The 24,140-nt window shown below is 74.0% G+C and carries 26 protein-coding genes and 1 pseudogene; 21 read left to right on the top strand and 6 right to left on the bottom strand.

All coding sequences use genetic code 11. The annotated features are described in order from the left end of the window. Positions 1–74: 74 nt before the first annotated feature. The 3 genes from QSK00_RS10590 (at position 75) to QSK00_RS10580 (ending at position 3,179) form a co-directional block, all read left to right on the top strand. Complete coding sequence (locus tag QSK00_RS10590; protein ID WP_285590307.1) at positions 75–707, top strand: TetR/AcrR family transcriptional regulator; 633 nt, start codon at positions 75–77, stop codon at positions 705–707. Then, the gene (locus QSK00_RS10585; protein WP_285590305.1) at positions 704–1,483 is read left to right on the top strand and encodes a helix-turn-helix domain-containing protein; all 780 of its coding nucleotides are present in this window, start codon (positions 704–706) and stop codon (positions 1,481–1,483) included. Before QSK00_RS10590 ends, QSK00_RS10585 begins: the two co-directional genes overlap by 4 nt. A gap of 139 nt (positions 1,484–1,622) precedes the next feature. Beyond that, positions 1,623–3,179, top strand: coding sequence for a nucleobase:cation symporter-2 family protein (locus tag QSK00_RS10580; RefSeq protein ID WP_285590304.1), 1,557 nt, complete (start codon positions 1,623–1,625; stop codon positions 3,177–3,179). A gap of 12 nt (positions 3,180–3,191) precedes the next feature. Here the strand turns inward: QSK00_RS10580 and QSK00_RS10575 are convergent, their stop codons facing one another. Further along, positions 3,192–4,577 carry an 8-oxoguanine deaminase gene (locus QSK00_RS10575; RefSeq protein ID WP_285590303.1) on the bottom strand — a complete coding sequence of 462 codons (1,386 nt, stop codon included), beginning with the start codon at positions 4,575–4,577 and terminating at the stop codon, positions 3,192–3,194. 53 nt (positions 4,578–4,630) lie between these two features. Continuing rightward, entirely contained in the window at positions 4,631–5,362 is a 732-nt protein-coding gene (locus tag QSK00_RS10570; protein ID WP_502872028.1) for a VIT1/CCC1 transporter family protein, read from the bottom strand. A gap of 214 nt (positions 5,363–5,576) precedes the next feature. Here QSK00_RS10570 and QSK00_RS10565 point away from each other — a divergent pair, with 214 nt between their 5' ends. The 10 genes from QSK00_RS10565 to QSK00_RS30500 all read left to right on the top strand — a co-directional run bounded on the left by QSK00_RS10565 (position 5,577) and on the right by QSK00_RS30500 (position 13,602). Then, positions 5,577–5,834, top strand: coding sequence for a ferrous iron transport protein A (locus QSK00_RS10565; RefSeq protein ID WP_285590302.1), 258 nt, complete (start codon positions 5,577–5,579; stop codon positions 5,832–5,834). After that, positions 5,827–7,947, top strand: coding sequence for a ferrous iron transport protein B (feoB, locus tag QSK00_RS10560; protein WP_285590301.1), 2,121 nt, complete (start codon positions 5,827–5,829; stop codon positions 7,945–7,947). Before QSK00_RS10565 ends, feoB begins: the two co-directional genes overlap by 8 nt. Then, positions 7,944–8,210, top strand: coding sequence for a FeoC-like transcriptional regulator (locus tag QSK00_RS10555; protein ID WP_285590299.1), 267 nt, complete (start codon positions 7,944–7,946; stop codon positions 8,208–8,210). Before feoB ends, QSK00_RS10555 begins: the two co-directional genes overlap by 4 nt. A gap of 235 nt (positions 8,211–8,445) precedes the next feature. Beyond that, positions 8,446–8,862: a hypothetical protein gene (locus QSK00_RS10550; RefSeq protein ID WP_285590298.1), complete on the top strand. Its 417-nt coding sequence runs from the start codon at positions 8,446–8,448 to the stop codon at positions 8,860–8,862. An 82-nt stretch (positions 8,863–8,944) separates the two neighbouring features. Beyond that, entirely contained in the window at positions 8,945–9,829 is an 885-nt protein-coding gene (locus QSK00_RS10545; RefSeq protein WP_285590296.1) for an acyl-CoA thioesterase, read from the top strand. After that, positions 9,826–10,305 (top strand): SRPBCC family protein, encoded by a 480-nt coding sequence (locus tag QSK00_RS10540; RefSeq protein ID WP_285590294.1) that lies wholly within the window; start codon positions 9,826–9,828, stop codon positions 10,303–10,305. Before QSK00_RS10545 ends, QSK00_RS10540 begins: the two co-directional genes overlap by 4 nt. A gap of 67 nt (positions 10,306–10,372) precedes the next feature. Then, on the top strand, positions 10,373–11,875 hold the full coding sequence (locus QSK00_RS10535) for an efflux RND transporter periplasmic adaptor subunit (protein WP_285590292.1): 1,503 nt from the start codon (positions 10,373–10,375) through the stop codon (positions 11,873–11,875). Beyond that, positions 11,872–12,618, top strand: coding sequence for an efflux RND transporter periplasmic adaptor subunit (locus QSK00_RS10530; RefSeq protein WP_285590290.1), 747 nt, complete (start codon positions 11,872–11,874; stop codon positions 12,616–12,618). The genes QSK00_RS10535 and QSK00_RS10530 overlap by 4 nt, the downstream gene beginning before the upstream one ends. A gap of 79 nt (positions 12,619–12,697) precedes the next feature. After that, on the top strand, positions 12,698–13,258 hold the full coding sequence (locus QSK00_RS10525; protein WP_352231114.1) for a Uma2 family endonuclease: 561 nt from the start codon (positions 12,698–12,700) through the stop codon (positions 13,256–13,258). Between the two features lie 185 nt (positions 13,259–13,443). Beyond that, the gene (locus QSK00_RS30500) at positions 13,444–13,602 is read left to right on the top strand and encodes a hypothetical protein (protein WP_502872027.1); all 159 of its coding nucleotides are present in this window, start codon (positions 13,444–13,446) and stop codon (positions 13,600–13,602) included. Positions 13,603–13,615: 13 nt separating this feature from the next. Here the strand turns inward: QSK00_RS30500 and QSK00_RS10515 are convergent, their stop codons facing one another. After that, complete coding sequence (locus QSK00_RS10515) at positions 13,616–14,257, bottom strand: MOSC domain-containing protein (protein WP_285590284.1); 642 nt, start codon at positions 14,255–14,257, stop codon at positions 13,616–13,618. 26 nt (positions 14,258–14,283) lie between these two features. On the opposite strand from QSK00_RS10515, the gene QSK00_RS10510 reads away from it, so the two are divergent. The 6 genes from QSK00_RS10510 to QSK00_RS10485 all read left to right on the top strand — a co-directional run bounded on the left by QSK00_RS10510 (position 14,284) and on the right by QSK00_RS10485 (position 19,879). Next, complete coding sequence (locus QSK00_RS10510) at positions 14,284–15,177, top strand: DUF72 domain-containing protein (RefSeq protein ID WP_285590282.1); 894 nt, start codon at positions 14,284–14,286, stop codon at positions 15,175–15,177. Positions 15,178–15,380: 203 nt separating this feature from the next. Then, on the top strand, positions 15,381–16,004 hold the full coding sequence (locus QSK00_RS10505; RefSeq protein WP_285590281.1) for a GAF and ANTAR domain-containing protein: 624 nt from the start codon (positions 15,381–15,383) through the stop codon (positions 16,002–16,004). Between the two features lie 197 nt (positions 16,005–16,201). Beyond that, positions 16,202–17,020 carry an ANTAR domain-containing protein gene (locus tag QSK00_RS10500; protein ID WP_285590279.1) on the top strand — a complete coding sequence of 273 codons (819 nt, stop codon included), beginning with the start codon at positions 16,202–16,204 and terminating at the stop codon, positions 17,018–17,020. 372 nt (positions 17,021–17,392) lie between these two features. Continuing rightward, entirely contained in the window at positions 17,393–17,809 is a 417-nt protein-coding gene (locus QSK00_RS10495) for a MarR family winged helix-turn-helix transcriptional regulator (protein ID WP_285590277.1), read from the top strand. Positions 17,810–17,848: 39 nt separating this feature from the next. Next, complete coding sequence (locus QSK00_RS10490; RefSeq protein WP_285590275.1) at positions 17,849–18,874, top strand: aldo/keto reductase; 1,026 nt, start codon at positions 17,849–17,851, stop codon at positions 18,872–18,874. 153 nt (positions 18,875–19,027) lie between these two features. Next, positions 19,028–19,879, top strand: coding sequence for an alpha/beta fold hydrolase (locus tag QSK00_RS10485; RefSeq protein ID WP_285590631.1), 852 nt, complete (start codon positions 19,028–19,030; stop codon positions 19,877–19,879). A 5-nt stretch (positions 19,880–19,884) separates the two neighbouring features. Here QSK00_RS10485 and QSK00_RS10480 read toward each other — a convergent pair whose 3' ends face one another. Both QSK00_RS10480 and QSK00_RS10475 read right to left on the bottom strand, forming a co-directional pair. Then, positions 19,885–20,367: a hypothetical protein gene (locus QSK00_RS10480; protein WP_285590272.1), complete on the bottom strand. Its 483-nt coding sequence runs from the start codon at positions 20,365–20,367 to the stop codon at positions 19,885–19,887. Continuing rightward, on the bottom strand, positions 20,364–20,810 hold the full coding sequence (locus tag QSK00_RS10475; protein WP_285590271.1) for a hypothetical protein: 447 nt from the start codon (positions 20,808–20,810) through the stop codon (positions 20,364–20,366). Before QSK00_RS10475 ends, QSK00_RS10480 begins: the two co-directional genes overlap by 4 nt. A gap of 551 nt (positions 20,811–21,361) precedes the next feature. On the opposite strand from QSK00_RS10475, the gene QSK00_RS10470 reads away from it, so the two are divergent. Both QSK00_RS10470 and QSK00_RS10465 read left to right on the top strand, forming a co-directional pair. Then, complete coding sequence (locus QSK00_RS10470) at positions 21,362–21,940, top strand: hypothetical protein (protein WP_285590269.1); 579 nt, start codon at positions 21,362–21,364, stop codon at positions 21,938–21,940. Next, positions 21,937–22,497 (top strand): annotated as a pseudogene (locus QSK00_RS10465) (sigma-70 family RNA polymerase sigma factor); the annotation flags it as partial. The gene QSK00_RS10470 and the pseudogene QSK00_RS10465, both read left to right, overlap by 4 nt. Positions 22,498–22,875: 378 nt before the next feature. Here QSK00_RS10465 and QSK00_RS10460 read toward each other — a convergent pair. Continuing rightward, a complete protein-coding gene (locus QSK00_RS10460) occupies positions 22,876–24,135 on the bottom strand; it encodes an SAM-dependent methyltransferase (RefSeq protein ID WP_285590267.1) in 1,260 nt (419 codons plus the stop codon). Positions 24,136–24,140 lie beyond the last annotated feature (5 nt).

Genomic DNA, 24,140 nt, shown 5'->3' with positions numbered 1-24,140 from the left:
TCTCCGGCGTGGGTCCCGGCAGTCTGCGCACCGCATGGCAGCTAAGCCAAGTGGACTTGCGTTAGTGTGCGGCGATGGGCGCTCCGGAGGTGCGGCGCCGGCCCGGCGGCCGGTCCGCCCGGGTCCGGGAGGCCGTCCTCGACGCCGCGATCCAGGTGCTCCTGGCCCGCGGGCTGGCCGACTTCCGCATCGCGGCGGTCGCCACGCTCGCCGGGGTGCACGAGACGTCGATCTACCGCCGCTGGGGGAGCCGGGAGGGGGTCCTGCTCGACGCGCTGCTGCGGACGACGGAGCACGAGCTGCGGGTGCCCGACACCGGGCGTCTGCGCGACGACCTCGTCGCCTACGCCGTCGCGCTCGCCGCGTTCCTGGCCACGCCGGTCGGGCGGGCGCTCGACCAGGTCCTCGCCCTCGGCGACGACCTGCCGGCGATGGCCGAGGCCCGCCGACGCTTCTGGGCCGAGCGGTCCGCGGGCTCGGTCGCCATGGTCACGCGCGCGATCGGGCGCGGCGAGCTGCCGGACACGGTCGACCCCCGGCTGACCGTCGAGATGCTCGTCGGCCCGGTGCACTTCCGGTTGCTGCTGGCACGCGAACCGGTCGACGCCGGGTGGGCGCGGCGCCTCGTCGACGCGCTCCTGCGCGGGATCATGACCTCCGAGGTCATGGCGACCGTTCCCGCGCCGCCCTACCGTCCGGGTCCATGACGACCGCCGGGACCACCGCCGGGGCGATGCTGCGGGGCTGGCGCACCCGCCGTCGTCGCAGCCAGATGGACCTCGCGCTGGAGGCGAACGTCTCCACCCGGCACCTGAGCTTCGTCGAGACCGGCAAGGCGCAGGCCAGCCGCGCGCTGCTGCTCGACCTCGCGACGCGGCTGGAGGTGCCGTTGCGTGAGCGCAACGCGCTGCTGCTCGCCGCGGGCTACGCGCCCAGCTACGCGGAGTCGACGCTCGGCGACCTGGCCCCGGTCCGGGAGGCCCTCGACCACCTGCTCGCCGGCCACGAGCCGTACCCGGCGCTGGTCGTGGACCGCCGCGGGGACGTGGTGCGGACCAACCGCGGCGTCGGGCTGCTCCTGGCCGGGGTCGACGAGCGGTGGCTCGCCCCGCCGGTGAACATCTACCGCCTCGCGCTGCACCCGGACGTGCTCGACGTCCGCAACCGGGCGGCCTGGTCGGCGCACCTGCTCCACCGGCTCGACCGTCTCGTCGACCTCACCGGCGACCCGCGGCTGGTGTCGCTACGTGCGGAGGTCCGGCCCCACGTTCCCGACGCCGGGTCGGTGCGGGTGCTCGACCGCGCGGCACAGCTGATGCTGCCGCTGCACCTCGGCCACCCGGAGTTCGGCGAACTGCGCCTCTACTCGACCATCACACATTTCGGCGCGGCTTTCGACGTCACCCTCGACGAATTGTCGATCGAGTCGTTCGTCCCGGCCGACGCGCACACCCGCGACGTTCTCGGCCGCGAAATCGGATGAAAGCCGCGAATCGTCCACGCGCCCGCAACATCTGTCCCGCCCGACACATCCCGGTCTCACGGCCGTCACAGCGCCTCGTCATCTTCGGGGTCCGCGCTCCCGATCCGACGGGGCGCCAGGCGCGAGACCGGGAGACGACATGGCCTCACCGACCCGGACCGACGAGCGGCCACCGGTACACCCGGTGGACGAGCTCCTGCCGCTGCCGCGGCTGATCGTCCTCGGGCTGCAGCACCTGTTCATCATGTACGCCGGGGCGATCGCGGTGCCCCTGATCGTCGGACCCGCGGTCGGCCTCGACGAGTCGGACATCGCGATCCTCGTCAGCGCGGACCTGCTGGTGTGCGGGGTCGCCTCGATCATCCAGTCGGCCGGCATCGGCCGGATCCTCGGCGTGCGCCTGCCCGTGGTGGCCGGGGCCACCTTCACCGTCCTCAACCCGATGATCATCATCGCGAACTCGTACGGCGGCCGGGACGGGCTGCCCTACGTCTACGGCGCGATGATCATCGCCGGCATCTTCGGCCTGATCATCGCCAAGCCGTTCTCGATGGTGATCCGCTACTTCCCGCCCCTGGTCACCGGCACCGTGATCGCGATGATCGGGCTGTCGCTGATCGGCGCGAACATCGGCCTGATCGCCGGGGACAAGACCTCCACCTTCACCCCGGAGATCCCGGAGCTCAACGCCGCCGGGCAGCCGTTCCTCGACGCCGACGGCGCGGTCGCGATGACCACCAACCCCGACGCGGGACAGGTCTCGCACATCGTCCTCGCGGCCGTCGTCGTGCTCATGATCGTCGTGTTCGCGCGCTTCCTGCGCGGCTTCCTCGGGCAGACCTCCGTGCTCATCGCGATCGTCCTCGGCACGATCATCGCGATCCCGATGGGACTGGTCGACTTCTCCTCGGTCGGCTCCAGCGGCTGGTTCGGCATCGCCCCGCCGTTCCACTTCGGCCCGCCGAAGTTCGCGGCCGCGGCGATCATCTCGATGTGCATCGTCATGCTGGTGACCTACGTCGAGTCGACCGCCGACATGCTCGCGGTCGGTGAGCTGACCGGACGCGACCTGCGGCCGAACGACCTGGCCCGCGGGCTCGCCGTCGACGGGCTCTCGGCGTTCCTCGCCGGCTTCATGAACTCGTTCCCCGACACCGCCTACGCCGAGAACGTCGGCCTGGTGAGCATGACGAACGTCCGCAGCCGGTGGGTGGTCACGGTCTGCGGCGTCGGTCTGGTGATCCTCGGGCTGGTGCCCAAGGTGGGTGCGATCGTCGCCGCCCTGCCCGGACCGGTGGTCGGCGGCGCCGCGACCGTCATGTTCGCGATGGTGACCGCGGTCGGCATCCAGACCCTGCACAAGGTGACCTTCGGCGGGCCGAACAACCACAACCTGCTGATCATCGCGGTGTCGTTCTCGATCGGCCTGATCCCGACGATCCAGCCGAAGTTCTACCAGCACTTCTCGTCGGACTTCCAGGTGATCTTCGGGTCCTCGATCACCTCGACGGTCATCGTGGTGTTCGTGCTGAACCTCGTGTTCAACCACTGGCTGCCGAACTTCCCGCGCCGCACGGGGGCCGTCGAGGAGGCGGTGCAGGCGGGCGCGGTGACGGGGGGCGCGCCGCCGGACGAGGGGGCGACGGCCCCCGCTGCGCGGGAGTCCGAGGACGGCGTGGCCCGTCACCGGGCCTGAGACCGGCGCCGCTCAGCCGACGCCCTGGATGCGCTCCGCCGCCCGGCGGTGGCGCACCAGGACGTCGTCGAGGTCGACGGCCACGGGTCGGGAGTCCCGCACGACGAACCGGCCCGCGACGACCGTGTCGCGGGCCGCGTTCGGGCCGCAGCGCAACCAGGCCTCGACCGGGTCGGTCAACGCGCCGGCGTGCGCGAGGCCGACCCGGGGCCACACCACCAGGTCGGCCGCGGCCCCGACGGTGAGCTGCCCGATCTCGCCCTCGCGGCCCAGGCAGCGGGCGCCGTCGCGCGTCGCCAGGATCAGGACGTCCCGGGCGCTCATCGCCGCGGGCCCGGCCCGGAGCCGGCCGACGAGCAGCGCCTGCCGGGCCTCCAGCCACAGCGACGCCGCGTCGTTGGACGCCGAGCCGTCGCACCCGAGCCCCACCGGGGCGCCGGCCGCGCGCAGCTCGGGGACCGGGCAGATGCGGGCGTTGCCGAGGATCGCGTTCGACGACGGGCAGTGCGCGACCCCGGTGCCGGCCGCGCCGAGCCGGGCGATCTCGTCGGCGGAGGGGAACAGGCAGTGGGCGACCCAGCTGCGGTCGCCCAGCCAGCCGACCTCCTCGAAGTGCTCCACCGGACGGCGGCCGAACGTCTCGAGGCAGTACGCGTCCTCGTCGGCGTCCTCCGCGAGGTGGGTGTGGAGGCGGACGTCGAGGCGCTCCGCGAGCTCCGCGGTCCGCTTCATCAGCTCGGGGGAGACGCTGAACGGCGAGCACGGCGCGAGCGCGACCCGGCACATCGACCCGGGGGAGGGGTCGTGGTGGGCCGCGACGAGGCGCTCGGAGTCGGCCAGCACGGCGTCGTCGTCCTGCACCACCGAGCGTGGTGGCAACCCGCCGTCGTCGACCGAGCGGGTCATCGATCCGCGGGTCGGGTGGAAGCGCATCCCGGCCTCGCGCGCGGCGACGATCTCGGCGGTCCAGAGGTCCCCGCCGCCCGCCGGGGCGACGTAGAGGTGGTCGGTCGTGGTCGTGCACCCGCCGAGGGCCAGCTCGGCCAGCCCGACGCGGGCGGCGAGGTAGGACGCCTCCTCGTCGAGACCGGCCCACAGCGGGTAGAGCGTGGTGAGCCAGGCGAACAGCCCGCCCCGGATCGCCGGGCCGTGGCTGCGGGTGAGGTTCTGGTAGAGGTGGTGATGGGTGTTGACCAGGCCCGGCGTCACCAGGCAGCCCGTCGCGTCGAGGGTCTCGACGGCGGGTGGCGGCGGGCCGGTGCCGACCCCGGAGACGAACCCGCCCGTCACGGCGACCCAGCCGCCCGGGAGCTCGGTCCCGTCGTCGTCGCACAGGACGACGAGGTCGGCGCCGGCGACCACGAGGTCGGCGAGCTGGTCGGGGCGGGGTGCGGTCACGGGGTCGATCCCATCGCGGCGATGTTGCGGGGGCGCTACACCCCCGCAACCGCTCAGCCCACCGCGGTGCCCAGGGCGATACCGATCCCGTAGGTCACCGCGAGCCCGATCCCCCCGCCGATCACCACGCGGAGCATCGCCTTGAGCGGGGCGGCGCCGCCCAGTCGCGCGCCGACCCAGCCCGCGACCCCGAGCGCGATCAGGACGGCGACCACGCAGACCGGCACCCGCCAGGTGGCGGGCGGCAGCAGGATCGCCACCAGGGGGAGCAGGCCGCCGAGCGTGAACGCGATCGCCGAGGTGACCGCCGCCTGCGTCGGGCTGGTGAGATCGTCCGGGTCGATCTTGAGTTCGGCCTCCACATGCGCGGCGAACGCGTCGTGCTCGGTGAGCTCGCGGGCGACCTGCATCGCCGTCGCCGGGCGCAGCCCCTTCGCCTCGTAGATCGCGGCGAGCTCCTCGAGCTCGTCCTCGGGGTCCTCCCGGAGCTCGCGCTCCTCCTTGGCCAGCATCGAGCGCTCGGCGTCGCGCTGGCTCGACACCGACACGTACTCGCCCAGCGCCATCGACACCGCGCCCGCCACCAGACCGGCCACCCCCGCCGTCAGGATCGGACCGCTCTCGATGGTCGCTCCGGCGACGCCGACGACGATGCCGGCGACCGACACGATCCCGTCGTTCGCGCCGAGCACCCCGGCCCGCAGCCGGTTGAGCCGGTTCTCGTTCTGCTCGACGTGCGGCTCGTCGTCGTGGGTCGGCAGGACCTCCGCGCTCTCCTCGCTCACGGCGACGAGTCAAGCAACGATGGACGGACCGTGCCAGGAAAGCGAGGCTTGCCTGATTCCGCCGATTCGGCAGTGCAGGCTCACCTCACCGGATCTCCGACTCGCCCTGGTGGCGATGTTCGTCCGGTTCGCGTCGAATGCGGACCGCAGTTTCCGGGGCAATCGGAACGCGTTCTTGAGCGTGCCGGAAAGGCGAGGCTAACCTCCGGCGGCGATGAGCATTCCCGAGATCACCGACCCGACGGTCCGTCCGCTGCCCGAGTGGCCCGTCGGCACGAGGGGGGTCCTGCGCGCGGTCCGCGCGGGCGGCGCCCGCCGTCGTCGGCTCGCCGAACTGGGCTTCGTGCCGGGGGCGTCGATCGAGGTGGTCGGGCGGGGTGCCGGGGGTCTGGTCGTCGGGGTGAACGCCGACGCCCGGGTCGCGATCGACCGGGCCGGTGCGGAGGAGCTGTGGGTGGCCGTCCATGACTGAGGTGTCCGCACGCCGACCGCGGGGAGCGGCGGCGGTGCTGCTGGAGAAGCCGTGCTGCGTCGACGGCGAGGACGCCGCCCCGGTCGGCGCACCGCGGGTGGTGCTCGTCGGCAACCCCAACGTCGGGAAGTCGACCCTGTTCAACGCGCTGACCGGGGCCCGCCAGCACGTCGGGAACTGGCCGGGCAAGACGGTCGCGGTCGCGTCGGGGGAGTGGCGGCCGGGCGCCGGTCCCGCCGTCGGGCTCGTCGACCTCCCCGGGACCTACAGCCTCGTGCCGGACTCGCCCGACGAGGAGCTGACGCGGGAGCTCCTCGTCGACGCGGACCGCCGTCCGGAACTCGTCGTCGCGGTCCTCGACGCCTCCAACCTCACGCGCAACCTGTACCTCGCCGCGCAGATCGCCGACACCGGCGTGCCCGTGGTCGTCGCGCTGACCATGGTCGACGTCGCCCGGTCGCGCGGTCTCGACGTCGACCCGGACGCACTGGCGGGCGCCCTCGGCGTGCCCGTGGTCCCCGTGGTGCCGCGCAGCGGTCAGGGCGTCGACGTGCTCGCGGGTGTCGTGGCGTCCGCGCTGACCGCACCCGCCCCGTTCGCCGCGCCCTCGCTGGGCGCCGCGCTCGACGGCGCGGTGGCCTCCGTCGAGCCGGGTGGCCCCGCCTCGCGGTGGCGGGCGCTCGCGGCCCTCGAGTCCGCCGACGGTCCGGCGCGGGAGGTCGCCGTCGGGCTGGTGGAGCCCGGCACGCCGGACGACGAGGTCGCCGAGGAGGTCGAGCTGCTCGTCGCCGAGGCCCGCTACGCCTGGGCGCACCGGGTGCTGGAGACCGCCGTCCGGCGCCGGGGCGACCGCGTCACCTGGTCCGACCGGGCCGACCGCGTCCTGACCTCCCGCTGGTTCGGCCTGCCGATCTTCCTCGCCGTCATGTGGGGGGTGTTCGAGGCGACGACGTCGATCGCGGCGCCGCTGCAGGACGCCGTGCAGAACCTCTTCGACGGCCCGGTCTCCGACGGGCTCGGGTGGGTGCTCGGCGCGGTGTCGGCGCCGGAGTGGCTGGACGGGCTGGTGCAGGACGGGCTGGTCTCCGGGGTCGGGCAGCTGCTGAGCTTCGCGCCGCTGATGGCGATCATGTTCGTGCTGCTCGCCGTGCTGGAGGACTCCGGCTACATGGCCCGGGCGGCCTTCGTCGTCGACCGGCTCATGCGCGTGGTGGGCCTGCCGGGCAAGGCGTTCCTGCCGATCATCGTCGGCTTCGGGTGCAACGTCCCCGCCCTCGCGGGCACCCGCATCCTGCGCAACCCGCGGCAGCGCCTGCTGATGAACCTGATCATCCCGTTCGTCTCCTGCAGCGCCCGGCTCACGGTGTACGTGCTGCTCGCGGGGATCTTCTTCGGCAACCAGGCCGGCACGATGGTGTTCGGGATGTACGTGCTCTCGATCGCGCTGGTCGTGGGCATGGGCTGGGTGCTGCGCCGCGTCCTGTTCCGCGACCTCGCCCACGAGCCGCTGCTGCTCGAGCTGCCGCCCTACCGCCGGCCCGCGCTCCGGGTCACGGCGATGCAGACCTGGCAGAAGCTCCGGGCCTTCCTGCGGACGGCCAGCGGCATCATCGTCGCGACGGTGACGGTGGTCTGGCTGCTCTCCTCGCTCGCCGCCCCGGGAGCGGCGGCCGGGAGTTCCTTCGGGCACGTCGCGCCGGAGGAGAGCCTGTTCGGGTCGGTCTCGCGGGCCGTGGCGCCGGTGTTCGCCCCGGCCGGGTTCGACGACTGGCACGCCTCCGCCGCACTCATCACCGGGTTCGTGGCGAAGGAGGCCGTGGTCGCGACGACCGCCCAGACCTACTCCGCCGAGGAACCCGCCGACGTGCACCAGGCCGGCGCGCTCGGGCCGGCCCTGCGCGACACGTTCACCGCCACCTCGGGCGGCCACGTGGTGGCGGCGGTGCTGGCGTTCATGGTGTTCCTGCTCGCGTACACCCCGTGCATGACGACGGTGGCCGCCCAGCGCCAGGAGATCGGCACCCGCTGGACGCTCGCCGGGATCGTCATGCAGCTCGGCGTCGCCTGGGTGCTCGCCGTGGCCGTCTTCCAGGTCGGGGTGCTGCTCTCGTGAGCGCGCTGCGTCAGGTGCTCGACGAGGTCCGCTCGGGGCGGGCGCGGGGTCTCGACGACCTGGCCCGCCGGGTCGGCGTCTCCCGCGACGAGGCGTCGGCGATGGTCGACCACTGGGTCCGCAAGGGCCGTCTCGACGTCACCGACCTGAGCGCGGCCTGCTCCTCGGGCGGCTGCGGGTCCTGCCCCTCCGGCGACCACGGCAGCCCCGGCTGCGGCACGACGGGCCCGGTGCTGCTGGCCATCAGCGTGCGGCAGCCCTGACCCCACCTCTCCGTGGCAGGAAAGCGTCGTTGCTGTCATCGGACGCCAGGATCGCCGCATCCTCGACGGCGGGTCCGGTCGGGCGGGTCGGGCCGGCACCGGCTCGCTCGCGAGGGTCACGTGAGACAGGGTCCGGGCGCCCGGAACCTGTCTGACGTACGCCTCGCGGAACGCGCGTCGGCCGGTTCGCCGGAACCGCCCCCACGGGGGACGACGCCCGGTCACGCTCGTCGTCATGACCGATCTGATGCCCCCGGCGCCGGACCTGCCGCCGCTGCTCACCGATGACGACGTCCGCGACCGGGTGGAGTCCCTCGTCGGGGCGGCCCGGGCCGACCGCACCCTCTGGCTCGTCCCGATCGACGGCGACCGCCGACAGCCGCCGATGCTCATCCCGATCCGCGACGTGCCCTACCTGCCGGGTGACCTCGTGGCGTCGCTCGGGACCGTGATCGGCGGCTTCCTCCCCGCCCTGTCCACCGACGCCGGACCGGGATCGCTCGTCTTCGTGCTCGAACGATTCGGTCCGGCGACCGTGCACCCCGCCGACCGCGACTGGGCCGAGGCACTCGTCGCGATGTGCGCCGCGCGTGGCGTCGTCCAGCGCGGCGTGTTCACGGCGACCTCGGCGGGGGTGGTCCGACTCGTGTGAGCCCTCGGTGTGACCGGCCCCGCCTGTGACGCGCACCGAGGGGTGCGGCACCCGCCGGGCCCCGGCGGCCACGATGGTCGACATGCCCGACACACACCCGGCGGCGCTGACCCACCCGGCGGCCTATCCCGTGCTGCGCGAGGTGGCTCCGCGCTACTCCGACCTCGGGCCCGACGGCACCGTCTCGGCGACCGGGGTGACGCGCTGGTTCGAGGACGCCCGCGTGGGGCAGGAGCTGCCGGCCTTCCGGCGCCTGATCGAGGACGGCGAGTTCGGCGCCTTCCGGATCCTGCTCGCCGCGCAGTCGGTCGAGCGGCTCGACCGGATGCCCTTCGACGGGAAGTACCGCATCGGTGTCGGGGTGCGGCGCATCGGTGGCTCGTCGTTCACCTACGGCTACGCGGTCTTCTGCGACGACCGCTGCGTCGCGCTCGGCAGCACCGTCACCGTCTTCGCCACCGAGGCCGGGTCGGCGCACCTGCCCGACGCCCTGCGGACCGACCTCGGGGCCCTCGTGCTGGACGAGCCCGACGCCCCGCCGTCCTACCAGCCCGGGGCGGACCGCCGGGACCGCGCGTCGTACCCGTTCGCGGTGTCGTTGCGCGCCCGGGTCGGCGACATCGACACGAACCGGCACGTCAACAACGTCACGTTGGTCAGCTGGTACGCCGACGGCGTCGCCACGTTGCACGACGAGCTCCTGACCTCCGGCTGGGGCGGGCCGCCGCCCGAACTCGGGCCGTCGGGCTACCACGTGCAGTACGTGGCCGAGGTCGGCTACCCCGCGCAGTACGAGATCGGCGTGGCGGTGCTCGAGGTGGACGACACCACCGTGACCTACGGGCTGGGGGTGTTCCTGGGGGACCGCTGCGTGGGGTTGGCCGACGCCGTCGGGCCACGCCGTGCGCACGACGGGACCGCGCTCGAGGGGACCGTCCTCGACGGGTGGCGCATGATCACCTCATGACCGACCGCATCGAGGTCTCCCGCCGGATCCCCGCCGACGCCGCATCCGTCTTCGCCGTCCTCACCGACCCGATCGGACACGTGGCGATCGACAGCTCCGGCATGCTCATGGACGCGACGGGGGAGCGGGTGACCGCGACCGGCGACTCGTTCGTGGTGCACATGGACCGCGAGGCCCTCGGCGACGTGCCGCTCGGGCACTACGACGTCACCGTCACCATCTCCGCCTTCGAGCCCGACCGCGAGATCGCCTGGACCATCGAGGGCACCGTCCGGCCCTCGATCGGCCACGTCTACGGCTACCGGCTCGACCCGCAGGACACGGAGGAGGGCGGCACCCTCGTCACGTCGTACTACGACTGGTCGGACATCCGGCCGGAGTGGCGGGAGAAGGGAATCTTCCCGGTCATCTCCGCGCAGGCCCTCAAGGGGACGCTCGGCATCCTCGAGCGCGTGGTGCGCCGCGGCTACCGGTGAGCACCCTGTGAGGTGAATGACGAGCCGGGAGTCGTATCCCGCTTAGGCTCCGATACGTTCACCAACCGTGACCCGACGCGCGGCGCTCGCAGCCCTGATGGCGGTAACGGCCCTCTCCCTGTCCGCGTGCGGTGGCTCCGACGAGAACGCACCGCCACAGACGGTCCGCGTCGAGCGCGCCTCGGTCAGTTCGGGGGTCGACTCCGGCGGCTCGGTCTCCGCCCTCGGCGCGACCAACCTCGGGTTCCCGACGGCGGGTCAGCTCACCTCGGTGCGCGTCAAGGTCGGGGACCGGGTCGAGGCCGGCGACGTCCTCGCGACGATCGACGACTTCCAGGCCCGCCAGGCCCTCAAGCAGGCGCAGGCCGGGCTCGCGGGCCAGGAGGCGCAGTACGACCAGACCAAGGACGGCACGTCGGTCGACGGGGCCCAGAACTCCGTGAACGCCGCCGCCTCGGTGGTCTCCGCGACCAGGCGTCAGGTCGACGCGACCCTGAAGGCCGACGACGCCGCGGTCTCGGCGGCGAGGTCGGCGCTGCCCCAGGCCCAGGCCGGGTACGCCCAGGCGGTCGCCCAGCTCCAGGCCTACCAGACGTCCTGCGCGTCCGGCGGGGCCTACCCGACCGCTCCCGCGGCCTCGTGCCAGTCGATCCCCGCCGCCCAGTACGCCGTCCAGTCCGCCCAGCAGGGTGTGCAGCAGGCCCAACAGGCGCTCCAGCAGGCCCAGCAGAAGCGCTCCGTCGACGCCGCGGCCGGCGACCTGCAGGTCGCGAGCGCCCGGCAGGGGCAGGTGAGCGCGCAGAACGGCCTGGACTCGGCCAGCGCCTCCCGGCCCAACAGCCTCGACGCCGCCGCGGCGGCCGTGGACAACGCGCGGACCCAGGTGGAGATCGCCCGCCGCAACCTCGCCAACACCACCCTGCGCGCCCCGGCGGCCGGCACCGTGTCGGCCCTCAACGGCGCGGTGGGGGAGTACCTGCAGCCGAGCTCCGGGACCTCGGCGCTCGCACCCGGGTCGGACGCCACGATCCCCGGCGCGGCCCAGGCCGCCGGGGGAGCGGCCGGTGCCGCGGCGGCGGCCGCCTCGCCGACCCGTCCCGGCGGGACGCAGTTCCTCGTGCTGCAGAACGTGGCGGAGTTCCAGGTCGTCGCCCCGTTCCAGGAGGTCGACGCGGCGAAGATCGCGCCGGCCCAGCGCACGGTGGTGTCCCTCGACGCGATCCCGGACCGCACCTTCGCCGGGTCGGTGCTCGCCGTCGCGCCGTCCGGCACGGCGATCGGCGGCAGCATCGAGTACTACGTCACCATGGCGCTCACCGACACCGACCCGCGCATCCGCGACGGTCAGTCGGCCCGCGCCACCGTCGTCACCGCCCAGTCCGACCGGCTGTCGGTGCCGAACTCGGCGCTGCGCCGGGAGGGCAGCGCGACGGTGGCGACGGTGCAGGAACCCGACGGCCGCCAGGTCCCGACCCCGGTCACGACCGGCCTCGTCGGCGCGGACCGCACGGAGATCCTCGGCGGACTCACCGAGGGACAGCAGGTCATCATCGGCGGAGGGGCGTCGTGAGCACACCACAGGAGACCACCGACGCCGCGGAGGACACCGCCACCCCGGCGGAGGGCACCGCGGCGCCCGCGAAGCGCCGCCCGCTCAAGCGCTCGACGAAGATCGCGCTCGCGGTCATCATCGTGCTCGCGCTGCTGGCGGCGATCGGCTTCGCGGTGTCGTACTTCCTCAACGCCAGCCGCTTCGTCTCCACCGACAACGCGCAGGTCGACGGCACCCAGATCCCCATCGTGGCGCCGGCCAGCGGCACGCTGACGGGCTGGGAGGTGACCGTCGGGACGGTGCTGCACAAGGACCAGGTCCTCGGCCGGGTCGAGCTGCAGGGCGCCTACGTCCAGCCCCAGCTGCCGATCCGGGCGCCCGCCGACGCGACCGTGGCCACGACCAACACCGCCGAGGGCGCCTACCTCACCGCCGGCAGCCAGCTCGCGATCGCCTACGACCCGGCCGACGTCTACGTCACCGCCCGCGTGGACGAGACGGACATCGACGAGGTCCAGGTCGGGCGGCCGGTCGACTTCACCGTCGACGCCTACCCGGGCCGGACCTTCCGCGGGTACGTCGACCAGATCCAGGGCGGCGCGGCCGCGGTGTTCTCGCCGTTCCCGCAGTCGAACTCCGGTGGCAACTTCCAGAAGGTCACCCAGGTCATCCCGGTCCGCGTCGGGATCACCGACATGCAGGGCGCGGACCTCATCCCGGGCATGAACGTCACCGTCGACATCCACAAGCCGGGGGAGTAGCCGGAACGGCCCCCACGGAGCGGTCGCCGCGATCATGCTGCCCTGGTGCCCACCGACACCGAGGAGCACCATGACCGGTATGACCGAGCTGGTCGCGAGCGACCTGTACACGGTCGACGACCTCGACGCGATGCCCGACGACGGGCGCCGTCGTGAACTCATCGACGGGATGCTCTACGTGAGCCCCGCACCCGGGTGGGCCCATCAGGAGATGGCGCTCGCGCTGTACCGCCTGCTGCACGGCGTCTGCCCCTCCGAACTACGCGTCCTCGCCGCGCCGTTCGCCGTGCGGACGACCCTGCACGACGAGGTCGAGCCCGACGTCCTCGTCGCCCGCTACGTCGATCTGACCCTCGCGAACCTGCCCGTCGCGCCGCTCCTGGCCGCCGAGGTCGCCTCCCGCAGTACCCGCCTGTACGACCGGAACACGAAGCGCGCGCACTACGAGCGTCTCGGGGTGCGGTCGTACTGGATGCTCGACCCCACCGGTCCCGGTCGGATCGAGGTCCTCGAGCTCGCCGACGACGGGTCCTACCGGGCCGTCGCGCAGGCCTCCGGCGACGAGGCGATCTCGGTCGAGCGTCCGTTCGAGGTCACCGTGTGTCCGGCAGACCTGCTCACCGGTCTGCGACCGGGCTGAGGTCGTCGGACCCCACTGGTAGGACGGTCGCATGACGACGCTGGGGGGCCGGCCGCGCACCGCGCTGCTGGTGATCGACGTGCAGAACGAGCCGATGGACGGGGCGGTCCGTCGGGACGAGGTGATCGCCCACGTGTCGGACCTGGTCGAGCGGGGCGATCGTCCGCGGGTACGACACGACGCTCGTGGCCGACGCGCACACCACGATCGACCTCACCGCCTACGGTGCACCGCCGCCGGACGGCGTCATCGCCCACACCGACCTCTACTGGCGCGGTGAGTCCCGCCCCGGGCGCCGGGCCGAGGTCGTCCCGACCACCCGGGTGAGCTTCGTGCCGCCGTGAGGCGGCCGCTCGATCACCGGGTCGGCAGGCGCCGGAGCACGCGCTCCCGGACGTCGTCGGGAAGCTGGGTCAGGGCGGGGAGCAGCTCGGGGAGCAGCTGGGGCGCCGTCATGACCGCGCGGAAGGCCAGGCCGATCGTGACGTCGTGGTCGGGTCGTCGGACGACGACCCGGTCACCGGCCCGTACCGGGCCGGGCTCGACCACGCGCAGGTAGGCGCCGGGGACACCCGCCGTCGTGAACTCCTTGACCCAGCCCTGCCGGTCGAGCCAGGCGGCGAAGGTGCGGCAGGGGATGCGGGGCACCGTGACCTGCAGGACGAGGGCGTCCCCGACGTGCCAGCGCTCGCCGATCCGCGCCCCCGTGACGTCGAGCCCGCGCGTGGTGAGGTTCTCGCCGAACGCGCCGGCTTGCAGCGGGCCGAGGACCGGCGCCCACTCGTCGAGGTCCTCCCGGGCGTAGGCGTAGACGGCCTGGTCCGGGCCGCCGTGGTGCTCGGTGTCGCTGATGGGGTCGTCCGCGAGCCCACTGCGTCCGGCCCCGGGCACGCCGACCGCCACCGCGCCGTCGACCGGGCGCTTGTCGATGCCCGAGCGCCCGGTCTTCGCGAGGATCGCCCGCTCCACCCCGACGTTCACCGACTCGATCACGCCCACCCGGCGACGGTAGTCCGTGGGGGACCATGACGGGGGTGGACGCGGGTCGGATCCGGATCGGGACGTCGGGCTGGACCTACGACCACTGGCAGGGGACGTTCTACCCCGACGGGCTGGCGAAGCGGCGGCGCCTCGAGTACCTGGCGACCCGCCTGGACGCGGCCGAGGTCAACGGGACCTTCTACTCGCTGCAGCGCGCGTCCACGTTCCGCGCGTGGGCGGCGGCGACGGGGGAGGAGTTCCGGTTCGCGGTCAAGGGGAGCCGCTACATCACCCACATGAAGCGGCTGCGCGACGTGGACGAGGCGCTCGGTCGCTTCCTGGCCTCCGGCCCGCTGGCGTTGGGGGCGAAGCTCGGGCCGGTGCTGTGGCAGCTGCCGGCGGCGACGGCGTGGGACGCCGACCGCATCCCGGCGTTCCTCGCGGGCCTGCCGCGCAGCACCGCCGCGGCCGCCGACCTCGCGCGGCCGTACGCGGAGCTCGTGCGCGACCCGTGCACCGACGTCGACGCCGACCGGCCCCTGCGCCACGCCCTCGAGGCCCGGCACCCGAGCTTCCGCGACCCCGCCGTCGTGCGCGCCCTGCGGGAGCTGGACGTCTCGCTCGTCGTCTCCGACGGGGCGGGGGCGTTCCCGCGCTTCGACGACGTGACCGCCGACCCGGTGTACGTCCGGCTGCACGGCGACACCGAGCTCTACCGCAGCGGCTACTCCGACGAGGCCCTGGCGCGGTGGGCGGAGCGCGTCCGCGCCTGGGCGGCGGGGGAGTCGTCGGCCTCCGGGGACACGGTCGCGCCCGGCGACCGCGTCGCCCAGGTCCCCCGCGACGTCTGGGTCTTCTTCGACAACGACGGGGACGCGCACGCGCCGAGGGACGCCCTCGCGCTCGCCGCGCGGTGTGCTCGCCCGTCCGGCCCATGACACGCGCCACCTCGGGGCGGGCCTGTCGCCCCTGCGGGTGACGGCACCGGATAAGCTGCGTGAACCCCTGGTTCAGTCGTGAGGCAGGCACGTCGTCGTGTCGTCCCCGCTGAGGAAACCAGGTGAATTCGAGGGACCTTCTCGCCTCGTCCGCGAGCCTGTCGCACGAGCTTCTCGCGATCGTCCACGGTGAACCGCCGTCGATGGAGCACATCGCCTCCGGGCTGGCCGAGGCCGCCGGACGGGTGGTGGGCGACCACGACGTCGCGGTCACCCTGCTGCTCGACCGCTCGCGCTCGACGCGAGCGGCGACCGCCCCGACCGTCCGGGAGCTCGCCGAACTCGAGGCCCGCCTCGACGCGGGCCCCACGATCTGCGCCCTCGACGAGATGCGGGTCGTCGGGGCGCGGGACGACACGACGCGGACCCCGAGGCCGTGGTCCGAGGCCGTCGAGCGGGCGGGCTACCACGACGTGCTGGCGGTACCGGTCGTCATCGACCGCCGCGCCGTCGGAGCGATCACGCTCTACGGGCGGCAGGACGCCGACCGGGACGACGTGCGGGAGATCGGGGAGCTGCTCGCGCACCAGGCCGCGCTCGTCGTGGAGAGCGGCCGCCGGCTCCTGCAGCTGCGCGAGGCCGTGGCCAGCCGCGACGTGATCGGGCAGGCCAAGGGCATCCTCATGCACCGGTTCGGCATCGACGCGGCGACGGCCTTCGGCCGGCTCGTGGAGGCCTCGCAGGACATGAACGTCAAGCTCGTCGACATCGCCCGCTGGTACGTCACCGACCAGGACGGGAGTACGCCATCCCCCCGTCCGTCGTGATGCCGTCGATCGTTGAGGACGGTCCTGGCGGCAGCGAGGTCTGCACCATCCAGGACCTGCACCCGTCGGCCGCCCGGGCAGCCGACCTGGTGCGCGGGAGGTCTACCCGACCGCCCCGCGCGGCTAACACCCGTCGTCGGGACCCGGTGAGCAACCTGTACGTGCGCGGCACCCCGACACCCGGGAAGGTGTGAGACATGGCGACGGAGCGGGAGTGGCAGGCGGCCAGGCGTCGGTTCGTCGAGGAGTCGGACGGCGCCGGGGGACCGGGCCCCGCCGGACAGACGCTCGTCAAGGAGCCGGGCCCGCTCGGCGACCAGTTCCTCGACCTCGCGCGCGACCTGTTCGCGGTGCCCGCCGAGCGGGGCGTCGTGGGCGTGCTCGAGCAGATCGTCCGGCGCGCGCACGAGCTCACCCCGGAGGCCGCGATGGTGTCGGTGACCCTGCGCGAGCCCGACGGCAGCTACCACACCCCGGTCGAGACCGACGAGCTCGCGACGCGCGCCGACCACATCCAGTACGAGACCGGGGAGGGGCCCTGCGTCGAGGTCGTCGCCTCCTCGAGCTCGGGCAGCACCTCCAGCCGCGACCTCGCCCACGATCCGCGCTACCCGCGCTTCGGGCCGCGCGTCGCGCAGCTCGGGATGACCGCCGTGATCGCGACCGGCATGTTCCCCGATGGCGAGCCGCCGAGGCTGGGCGCGCTGAACCACTACTTCCGGTCCGCCGAGCACCTCGACGACGTCGACGAGGACGTGCTGCTGCTCCTGGCCGCGCACGCCGCGGTGGCCCTGCAGGCGGCGCAGCGGGTGGAGGCCGAGCGCCTGCGCAGCGTGCAGCTCACCGAGGCGCTGCAGTCCCGCGACGTCATCGGCCAGGCCAAGGGCATCCTCATGGAGCGACGGGGTGTCGGTGCCGACGAGGCGTTCGACATCCTCCGCCGCGCCTCGCAGGACCTGAACGTCAAGATCCGCGACATCGCGTCCACCATCGCCTCGCGACGCGCGGAGCTCTGAGGGGCAGGGGTGGGCCGACCTGCCTCCTCGTCGGTCCGATCTGACATAATGTCGATTATCGGATCGCTCTTGAGGTGCGCGGAGCGTTCCCGACGTCGGGTCGGTGCCGGTCCGGTCCGGTCCGTCGCGAGGTGCACGTCAGGCCGATCCCGAGGCGCCCGGACCTGCTCCGTGTGAGTCTCGCGCCGCGCGTGCCACGCCGGCGGTCCGGTCGACGTCCGCGAGGTGCACGTCAGGCATCCTTCGGGGCCGCCGCGCCTGCCCGACGTGACCCTCGCGCCGCGGGTGCCAGGCCGGACCTGGTCCCCTGTTGTTGGTGCCACCAACGTCGACCTCTAGTGTTGGCGTAACCAACACCGACGAGGAGGCTCCGTGCCCACCGCCTGGTCCGACCTGGAGACCACGACCCTCACCCGCGTCGCCGCGCACGCCCAGACGCTGCTGGCCCGCCGGCTCGCGGACGCCGGGTCGAGTCCCTTCGAGTACCGGGTGCTCGCCGTGCTGGCCGGCGTCGAGCACCGCACCCAGGCCGACCTCGGCCGGGCCGCCTCGCTCGACCGCAGCGACGTGACCGCGACGGTCCGGGCGCTGGAGGGCAAGGCCCTCGTGACCCGTCGTCAGGACCCGGAGCACGCCCGCCGTGTGCTCGTCGCCCTCTCCCCCGCGGGCACCGCGACCTTCGCCGAGCTCGCGATCGTCGTGCACGAGGCGCAGGCGGACGTGTTCGGCGCCCTGAGCAGGGACGAGCGCGCGCAGCTCACCGCGCTGCTGCGCCGGGTCGCTCCCTGACTTGCGTTCGAGTGCGCTCGAACTCCTAGCGTGGGCGCCATGAGCCTCCCGATCACCACCCTCGGCGACGGACTGCGGGTCAGCGCGCTCGGCTTCGGCGGCATGGCGCTCTCCGACGTCTACGGCGCCACCGACCCGGACGAGGGGGTCCGCACCCTGCACGCCGCGCTCGACGCCGGCGTCACGTTCCTCGACACCGCCGACGTCTACGGCACCCCGCGTGAGGGCACGACGGGCCCGTCGGGCACCAACGAGGAGCTCGTCGCCCGCGTGCTGGCCGACCGGCGCGGCGAGGTGCAGCTCGCCACCAAGTTCGGGATCACCGGGCAGGTCGGGAAGGGCGCGACGCCGACCCGGGGCGACCGCGACTACGTCCGGCAGGCCTGCGAGAACTCGCTGCGTCGGCTCGGGACCGACACGATCGACCTGTACTACATGCACCGCCGCCAGCTCGACCTGCCGATCACCGAGACCGTCGCGGCGATGGCCGAGCTGGTGACCGAGGGCAAGGTCCGGCACCTCGGGCTGTCCGAGGTGACCGCGACGGAGCTCGCCGAGGCCGTCGCCGTGCACCCGATCGCCGCGGTGCAGAGCGAGTGGAGCATCTGGTCGCGCGACGTCGAGGCGAACGTCGTGCCGAAGGCGGTGGAGCTCGGTGTCGGGTTCGTGCCCTACAGCCCGCTCGGGCGCGGCTTCCTGACCGGCACCATGACGGCGGACCGGGTCGCGAGCACGCTGCTCAGCAAGTCGCCGCGGTTCTCCGAGCACCTCGACGCCAACCAGAAGGTCGTCGACGTCATCCGGGAGGTGGCGGGCGAGCTCGACGCCACCGCCGCGCAGGTCGCCCTCGCGTGGGTCTACGCCCAGGGTGCGGCGTTCGGGGTCCCGACGGTGCCCATCCCCGGCACCCGCTCCGCGCAGCGCGTCGTCGAGAACGCGGGCGCGGTGTCGCTCACGCTCTCGGCCGAGCAGAAGTCCCGGCTCGACGCGGCCGCCGACCTCGTGCAGGGCGGCCGGAACTTCTCCTTCGCCACCGACGACTGGATCTCCTCCGGCCGCGAGTGAGACCGCGGAGTCGTCAGCGCGCGCGCAGGCCGTCGGTCAGCATCGAGCAGGCGGGTGGCCCGGGAACCACTGGTCACCGGCCGGCTGAGAGCACCTTCACGACCGGACCGCCTGCACGGACCGCACGCGGCGGTCCACGATCTCCGCGTGGAGATGCGGCGGATCCGGCTCGGCGAGCTCGAGGTGGCCTACCTGACGGCGGGTCCCGACGACGGGCGGCCGGCGCTGCTGCTGCACGGTTACCCCGACACGGCGTGGTCCTGGTGCCATCTCGCCCCGGTCCTGGCCGACCGGGGGTACCGCGTCGTCGCCCCGTTCCTGCGCGGCTACGGCCCGACCGGGCTCGCCCCCGACGGCTGCTACCAGAGCGGGGCCCTCGTCGCGGACGCCGTCGCCCTGCGCCGCGCCCTGGGTGACGACCGCCCGGCGCTGCTGGTCGGGCACGACTGGGGCGCCGTCACCGCCTACGGGGCGGCCGTGTTCGCCCCCGACCTGTGGGACCGCGTCGTCACGATGGCCGTGCCACCGCTGCCGACGGGGGCGGCGGTGCGCGACCCGGGCCTCGTCGGGAAGCAGCTCCGCGCGAGCTGGTACATGGGCTTCCAGCAGCTGCCGTGGCTCTCCGAGGCCGTCCTGGACCGGCTCGTCCCGCAGCTGTGGGCCGACTGGTCGCCGGGCTACGACGCGACCGCGGACGTCGAGCGGGTCCTGGCCGCCCTCGACACGCCCGCCCGGCGCACCGCCGCGCTGCGCTACTACCGGGCGTGGCTGCAGCCCTGGCACCGCTCCCCGCGGTACCGACGCGAGGAGCGGGCGGTGTTCGGGATGCCGCGACACCCGCTGCTGTACCTCTTCGGTGCCGACGACGGGTGCGTGCGGCCGGAGCTGAGCCGGCTCGCGTCGTCGCTGTGCGCGACCGTCGAGGTGCCCGACGCCGGTCACTTCCTCCCCGTCGAGCGCCCCGGGGCGGTCGCGGCCGCCGTCACGGGGTTCCTCGACGCCTGACGGGCTCAGGACGCGTCGAACCCGGCGACGAGCCAGCGCTCGTCGGGGCCGGGTTCGAGCACGACGCGGGCACTGCGGGCGACCGTCTCCCCCGGTTCTCCGCCCCGGGCCGTCGTCTGGGCGTAGAGGACGAGGGTCTCGACGCGGTCCGGCGCCGCGGACACCACGGCGACCCGCGCGACGGCGGCCGAGGAACTCGCCCGGGTGCCGATCGCGGCGGGCACCACCAGGCTCGCCACGATCGCCCGGTTCTGCTCGGCGAACGGGCCGGTGGTGGCGGAGTCGATGCGGGCGACGTCGTCGTCGAGGGTCCGCCAGTCGTAGCCCAGCAGCACGGGGGTGAGCTCGCCCGCGGCCCGGGTCGCCTCCCGGGTGGCGTCCTCGGTGCGTGCGGCCGCGACCACACCCCGGGCGAGCAGCCCGACGACGACGGCCAGGACCAGGGCGACCACCCCGAGCGTCGCGACGAGGAGCCGACTCCGGGTCACGGCAGCTCTCCCACGTCCGCGACGAGCCAGCGGTCGTCGATCCGGGACAGCGCCACGGTCGCGCGGAACGGGCGCGGGCCGCCGTCGCCGCCGACGAGGCCCACCGCGAGGGCCCGGGCCGCGTCGCCGTCGAACTCCTCCAGCCCGATCGTCCGGACCAAGGTGGAGGTCGAGCCCGTGGCGGCGGCCGCCGCGAGCCGGTCGTGCCAGGCGCCGGTCGCGCCCGCGACCGCCCGGCTCCGGGCCTCGGGGTCGGCGGAGGCGGCCCCGAGATCGAGCAGGTGGGCACGGGCGGCGGCGACCGCGGCCGCCCGGTCCTCCTCCCGGGCACCGACCCGGACGTCGAGCACCCCGAGGACCACGGCCGCGACCGTCAGCAGCGCGCCGAGGACGAGCAGGACGACGACCGGCGTCGGTCGCGGCCGTCCCGGCTGCGTGCCCACCGTCGCGCCCCTCTCCCCCGGCCGATCCACCCCGGTGGATCATGCCTGCTGCCTCCCTGGCGGCGCAGGACGACGACGGATCTCGAGGAATGCGCCGCGCAGACCACCGACACGCCGGGCCACGGGCCCGAACGGGTCAGTGATCCATGCACCGAACGGGCCCTTGTACAGCTCTTTTCGGCTGCAAACCGGCGGATGAAGGCGCACCAGTGGTGCCGTTCGTCGCCGCTGGGCGACCGGTGACAGTGCCGCGGCGGCCCCGGCGGGTCGTGGTGGCTGCCACTGAGGCGATGCGATGCGCCGTCGGTCGACGCGTGCTTCCCTCGCTCGCTGTCCGTCGGTCACGGTGACATCACACGATGGCGTGTAGCCGAGGCCGGCCCGGAGTCACTGATCGGGGCCTGCCTCACGACGTGGGGTGATCGACGCGGCGGGGGGTCGCGAGGGTCGGTACGCCGGTCCGATCATCGAGGGGGATTCGGGGCACGGGTGGGCGAACGAGTGGATCAGCAGGACCAGCGAGCGGCGCAGCACGGGCGCCGGAGGACGACGTGACGCCCGGGCCGGTCACGCGTGGGCGCGAGGCGGGCGAGCTCGCCCCGTTCCTCCTGCGCCACGACGCGATGCTCCAGCCCCGCGCCGCGATCCTCGGCCACGCCTACGGTGCCGGTGCCCACGACGTCTTCCTGATGACCCGGGCCGCCCTGTACGACCGCTGGCCCCAGCTCTGCAGTGCCCCGGACGACGTGCGTTCCCTGGAGCTGACCCTCCTGCTCGTCCGCACCGCCCGCAGCGTCGGCGCCCAGGCGACGCCCGCCCCGCACCGTCCGCGCCCGGCGCTGCCGCCGCCGGCCCGGGCGGTCCTGGCCGCCCGCTCGCTCGACCCCGCGTGGCGCCACCCGGATCCGTGGCGGCTCCTCGCCGTCCACGCGGCCCGCCCGCTGCGCGCCCTCGCGCACCTGGACCCGCTCGCCCGCGACCTCGCCGTCCTGCGGTGGCTCGACGTCCCGGCCACCGAGGCCGGCCCGGAGCTGGGGCTCCCGGCGGCGGAGTTCGACGCGCGCCTCCGCGCGGCGATGGCGCAGTGGGACGCCGTCACCGCGGCCGCGGGCGGGGAGCCGGTGCCGTGACCGACCCGGTGAACGACCCGCGCGAGCTCGACCGGCTCGTCGCCTCGGCCCTCGCCGGCGAGCGCGGCGCGATGAACACGCTCCTGCGCATCCTGCGGCCCCTCGTCGTCCGCTACTGCCGGAGCCGCCTCGGCGGGTACGACCGGGTCAACGCCTCGCCCGACGACGTCGCCCAGGAGGTCTGCCTCGCGGTCCTGCGGGCGCTGCCGACCTACCAGGACCAGGGGCGACCCTTCCTGGCCTTCGTCTACGGCATCGCCCAGCACAAGGTCGTCGACGCGCACCGGTCGGCGGGTCGCGACCGCTCGGACCCCGTGGACGAGCTCCCCGAGGAGCAGGACGTCCACGACGGCCCGGAACAGCACGCGGTGAACCTCTCGGACTCGGTCGAGATGGCGGCCCTGCTGGCCGAGCTGCCCGAGAAGCAGCGCGAGGTGCTGCGGCTGCGCGTCGTCGTGGGACTCTCGGCCGAGGAGACCGCGGAGGCGGTCGGCTCGACGGCGGGCGCGGTGCGGGTCGCCCAGCACCGCGCGCTCACCCGGCTGCGCCAGCTCATCGTCGAGCGCGGGGATGCTCCCCCGCGTCCCGACGACGGGCCCGACGCGGCACCGCGTCGACGCGGCGGGACCCGCGGTCCGCGTCGTCGTGCCGAGGCGCCGGCGGTGGCGTCCGCCCCGGGGGAACCGACGGTCGACTGGCACGCGGCGCCGCGGACCGGTCACGAGCTGCTCGACCGGTTGCTCGACGCCGCCGACGCCCACGTGCTGCGGGCGACGACCGAGGGGCTCGCCGCGGAGGGCGGCGGCCCGACGGGGGTGGCGGACCGCCGCGGCCACCAGGACGTCCTCGCCGCCGAGGACGCCCGGATGGCCGCGGCCGCCGCGAGGTGGGCGCCGCCCAGGTGAGCACTCAGGGCGGCTACCGCCACCTTCTGCTCACGAGGCGGGGCGCCACCCGCGCAGCGGGAACCCGGAGCGGCCCTGCTCGTCGAGCTTCACGCCGAGCACCTGGTGGAGCTGGATGTTGTTGAGGTCGAAGCCGACGGCGCACGCGGGCATGTAGAGCTTCCACACCCGGGCGCTCCCCTCCCCCGCCTCGGCGACGCACTCGTCCCAGTTCGCCTCGAGGTTGGCGGTCCAGGCCTTGAGCGTCTTCGAGTAGTGCTCGCGCAGGTTCTCCTCGTGGCGGATCTCGAAGCCGGCCCCGTTCATCCGGGAGACGAGGTAGCCGACCGGCAGGAGCTCGCCGTCGGGGAAGACGTAGCGGTCGATGAACGGGTCGGCGTGGGCCCGGTGGTGGGCGTCCGGCCGGGTGATGCAGTGGTTGAGCAGTCGGCCCCCCGTCCGCAGCTTCGAGTACAGGAAGCTGAAGTACCCCTTGAGCTGCGCGCGGCCGATGTGCTCGGTGAGACCGATGGACGCCACGGCGTCGAACTCGGTCTCGGCGACGTCGCGGTAGTCGCCGTGGCGGATCTCCACGAGGTCGGACAGGCCGCGGCGCGCGACCTCCTTCTGCGCCCACAGCGCCTGGTCGCGCGAGAGGGTCACGCCGAGCGCCCGCACGCCGTGGTGCTCGGCGGCGTGCATCGACATCTGGCCCCAGCCGCACCCGACGTCGAGCAGGCGCATCCCCGGCTGCAGGGCGAGCTTGTCGGCGACCAGCGCGTGCTTGGCGAACTGCGCCTCCTCGAGCGTGGCGGTCTCGCTCGGGTACGCCGCGCAGGTGTAGGCCATCGACGGGCCGAGGACCATCTCGTAGAAGCGGTTCGAGACGTCGTAGTGGTGGGCGATGGCCTCGGCGTCGCGCGACTTCGAGTGCATCCAGCCGTGCTGGCGGTGCTCCTGGGGCGGCGGCGCGAGATGGCGGTGGCGCAGCCGGATCGGCGCGAGACGCAGCGCCATCTCGGCGAGCGTGCGCGGCGAGACGTCGGAGATCGTCAGCTCGCTCATCGCGGTCAGGGCGGTGTAGAGGTCACCGTCGACGTCGAGATGGCCGGACACGAACGCCCGGGCGAGGCCCAGGGAGTTCGGGGATCCGGCCAGGTAGGCCAGCGCGGTCTCGCTGCGGACGTCGACGGTGGCGACCGCATCACCCCCGTCGGGGCGCGAGACGCTGCCGTCGTACGCGCGGACGGTGATCGGGGCGTCGGCCCCGAGCACCGGGCGGAACAGATCGGCCACGGCTGGTGCGCTCATCACTC

This window comes from Actinomycetospora sp. NBRC 106378, from assembly GCF_030269685.1.
Lineage (GTDB): Bacteria > Actinomycetota > Actinomycetes > Mycobacteriales > Pseudonocardiaceae > Actinomycetospora.
Note: the sequence above shows the minus strand (reverse complement) of the source record. Positions and strands in the feature narration are given on the sequence as shown.

What these genes read in the sequence shown, in the direction of transcription:
- QSK00_RS10485 (WP_285590631.1), top strand. Translation starts at nt 19,028, where the DNA reads ATGCGGCGGATCCGGCTCGGCGAGCTCGAGGTGGCCTACCTGACGGCG.
- feoB (WP_285590301.1), top strand. Translation starts at nt 5,827, where the DNA reads ATGACTGAGGTGTCCGCACGCCGACCGCGGGGAGCGGCGGCGGTGCTG.
- QSK00_RS10490 (WP_285590275.1), top strand. Translation starts at nt 17,849, where the DNA reads ATGAGCCTCCCGATCACCACCCTCGGCGACGGACTGCGGGTCAGCGCG.
- QSK00_RS10545 (WP_285590296.1), top strand. Translation starts at nt 8,945, where the DNA reads ATGCCCGACACACACCCGGCGGCGCTGACCCACCCGGCGGCCTATCCC.
- QSK00_RS10565 (WP_285590302.1), top strand. Translation starts at nt 5,577, where the DNA reads ATGAGCATTCCCGAGATCACCGACCCGACGGTCCGTCCGCTGCCCGAG.
- QSK00_RS10510 (WP_285590282.1), top strand. Translation starts at nt 14,284, where the DNA reads ATGACGGGGGTGGACGCGGGTCGGATCCGGATCGGGACGTCGGGCTGG.
- QSK00_RS10460 (WP_285590267.1), bottom strand. Translation starts at nt 24,135, where the DNA reads ATGAGCGCACCAGCCGTGGCCGATCTGTTCCGCCCGGTGCTCGGGGCC.
- QSK00_RS10580 (WP_285590304.1), top strand. Translation starts at nt 1,623, where the DNA reads ATGGCCTCACCGACCCGGACCGACGAGCGGCCACCGGTACACCCGGTG.
- QSK00_RS10525 (WP_352231114.1), top strand. Translation starts at nt 12,698, where the DNA reads ATGACCGAGCTGGTCGCGAGCGACCTGTACACGGTCGACGACCTCGAC.
- QSK00_RS10500 (WP_285590279.1), top strand. Translation starts at nt 16,202, where the DNA reads ATGGCGACGGAGCGGGAGTGGCAGGCGGCCAGGCGTCGGTTCGTCGAG.
- QSK00_RS10550 (WP_285590298.1), top strand. Translation starts at nt 8,446, where the DNA reads ATGACCGATCTGATGCCCCCGGCGCCGGACCTGCCGCCGCTGCTCACC.
- QSK00_RS10505 (WP_285590281.1), top strand. Translation starts at nt 15,381, where the DNA reads ATGGAGCACATCGCCTCCGGGCTGGCCGAGGCCGCCGGACGGGTGGTG.
- QSK00_RS10585 (WP_285590305.1), top strand. Translation starts at nt 704, where the DNA reads ATGACGACCGCCGGGACCACCGCCGGGGCGATGCTGCGGGGCTGGCGC.
- QSK00_RS10590 (WP_285590307.1), top strand. Translation starts at nt 75, where the DNA reads ATGGGCGCTCCGGAGGTGCGGCGCCGGCCCGGCGGCCGGTCCGCCCGG.
- QSK00_RS10540 (WP_285590294.1), top strand. Translation starts at nt 9,826, where the DNA reads ATGACCGACCGCATCGAGGTCTCCCGCCGGATCCCCGCCGACGCCGCA.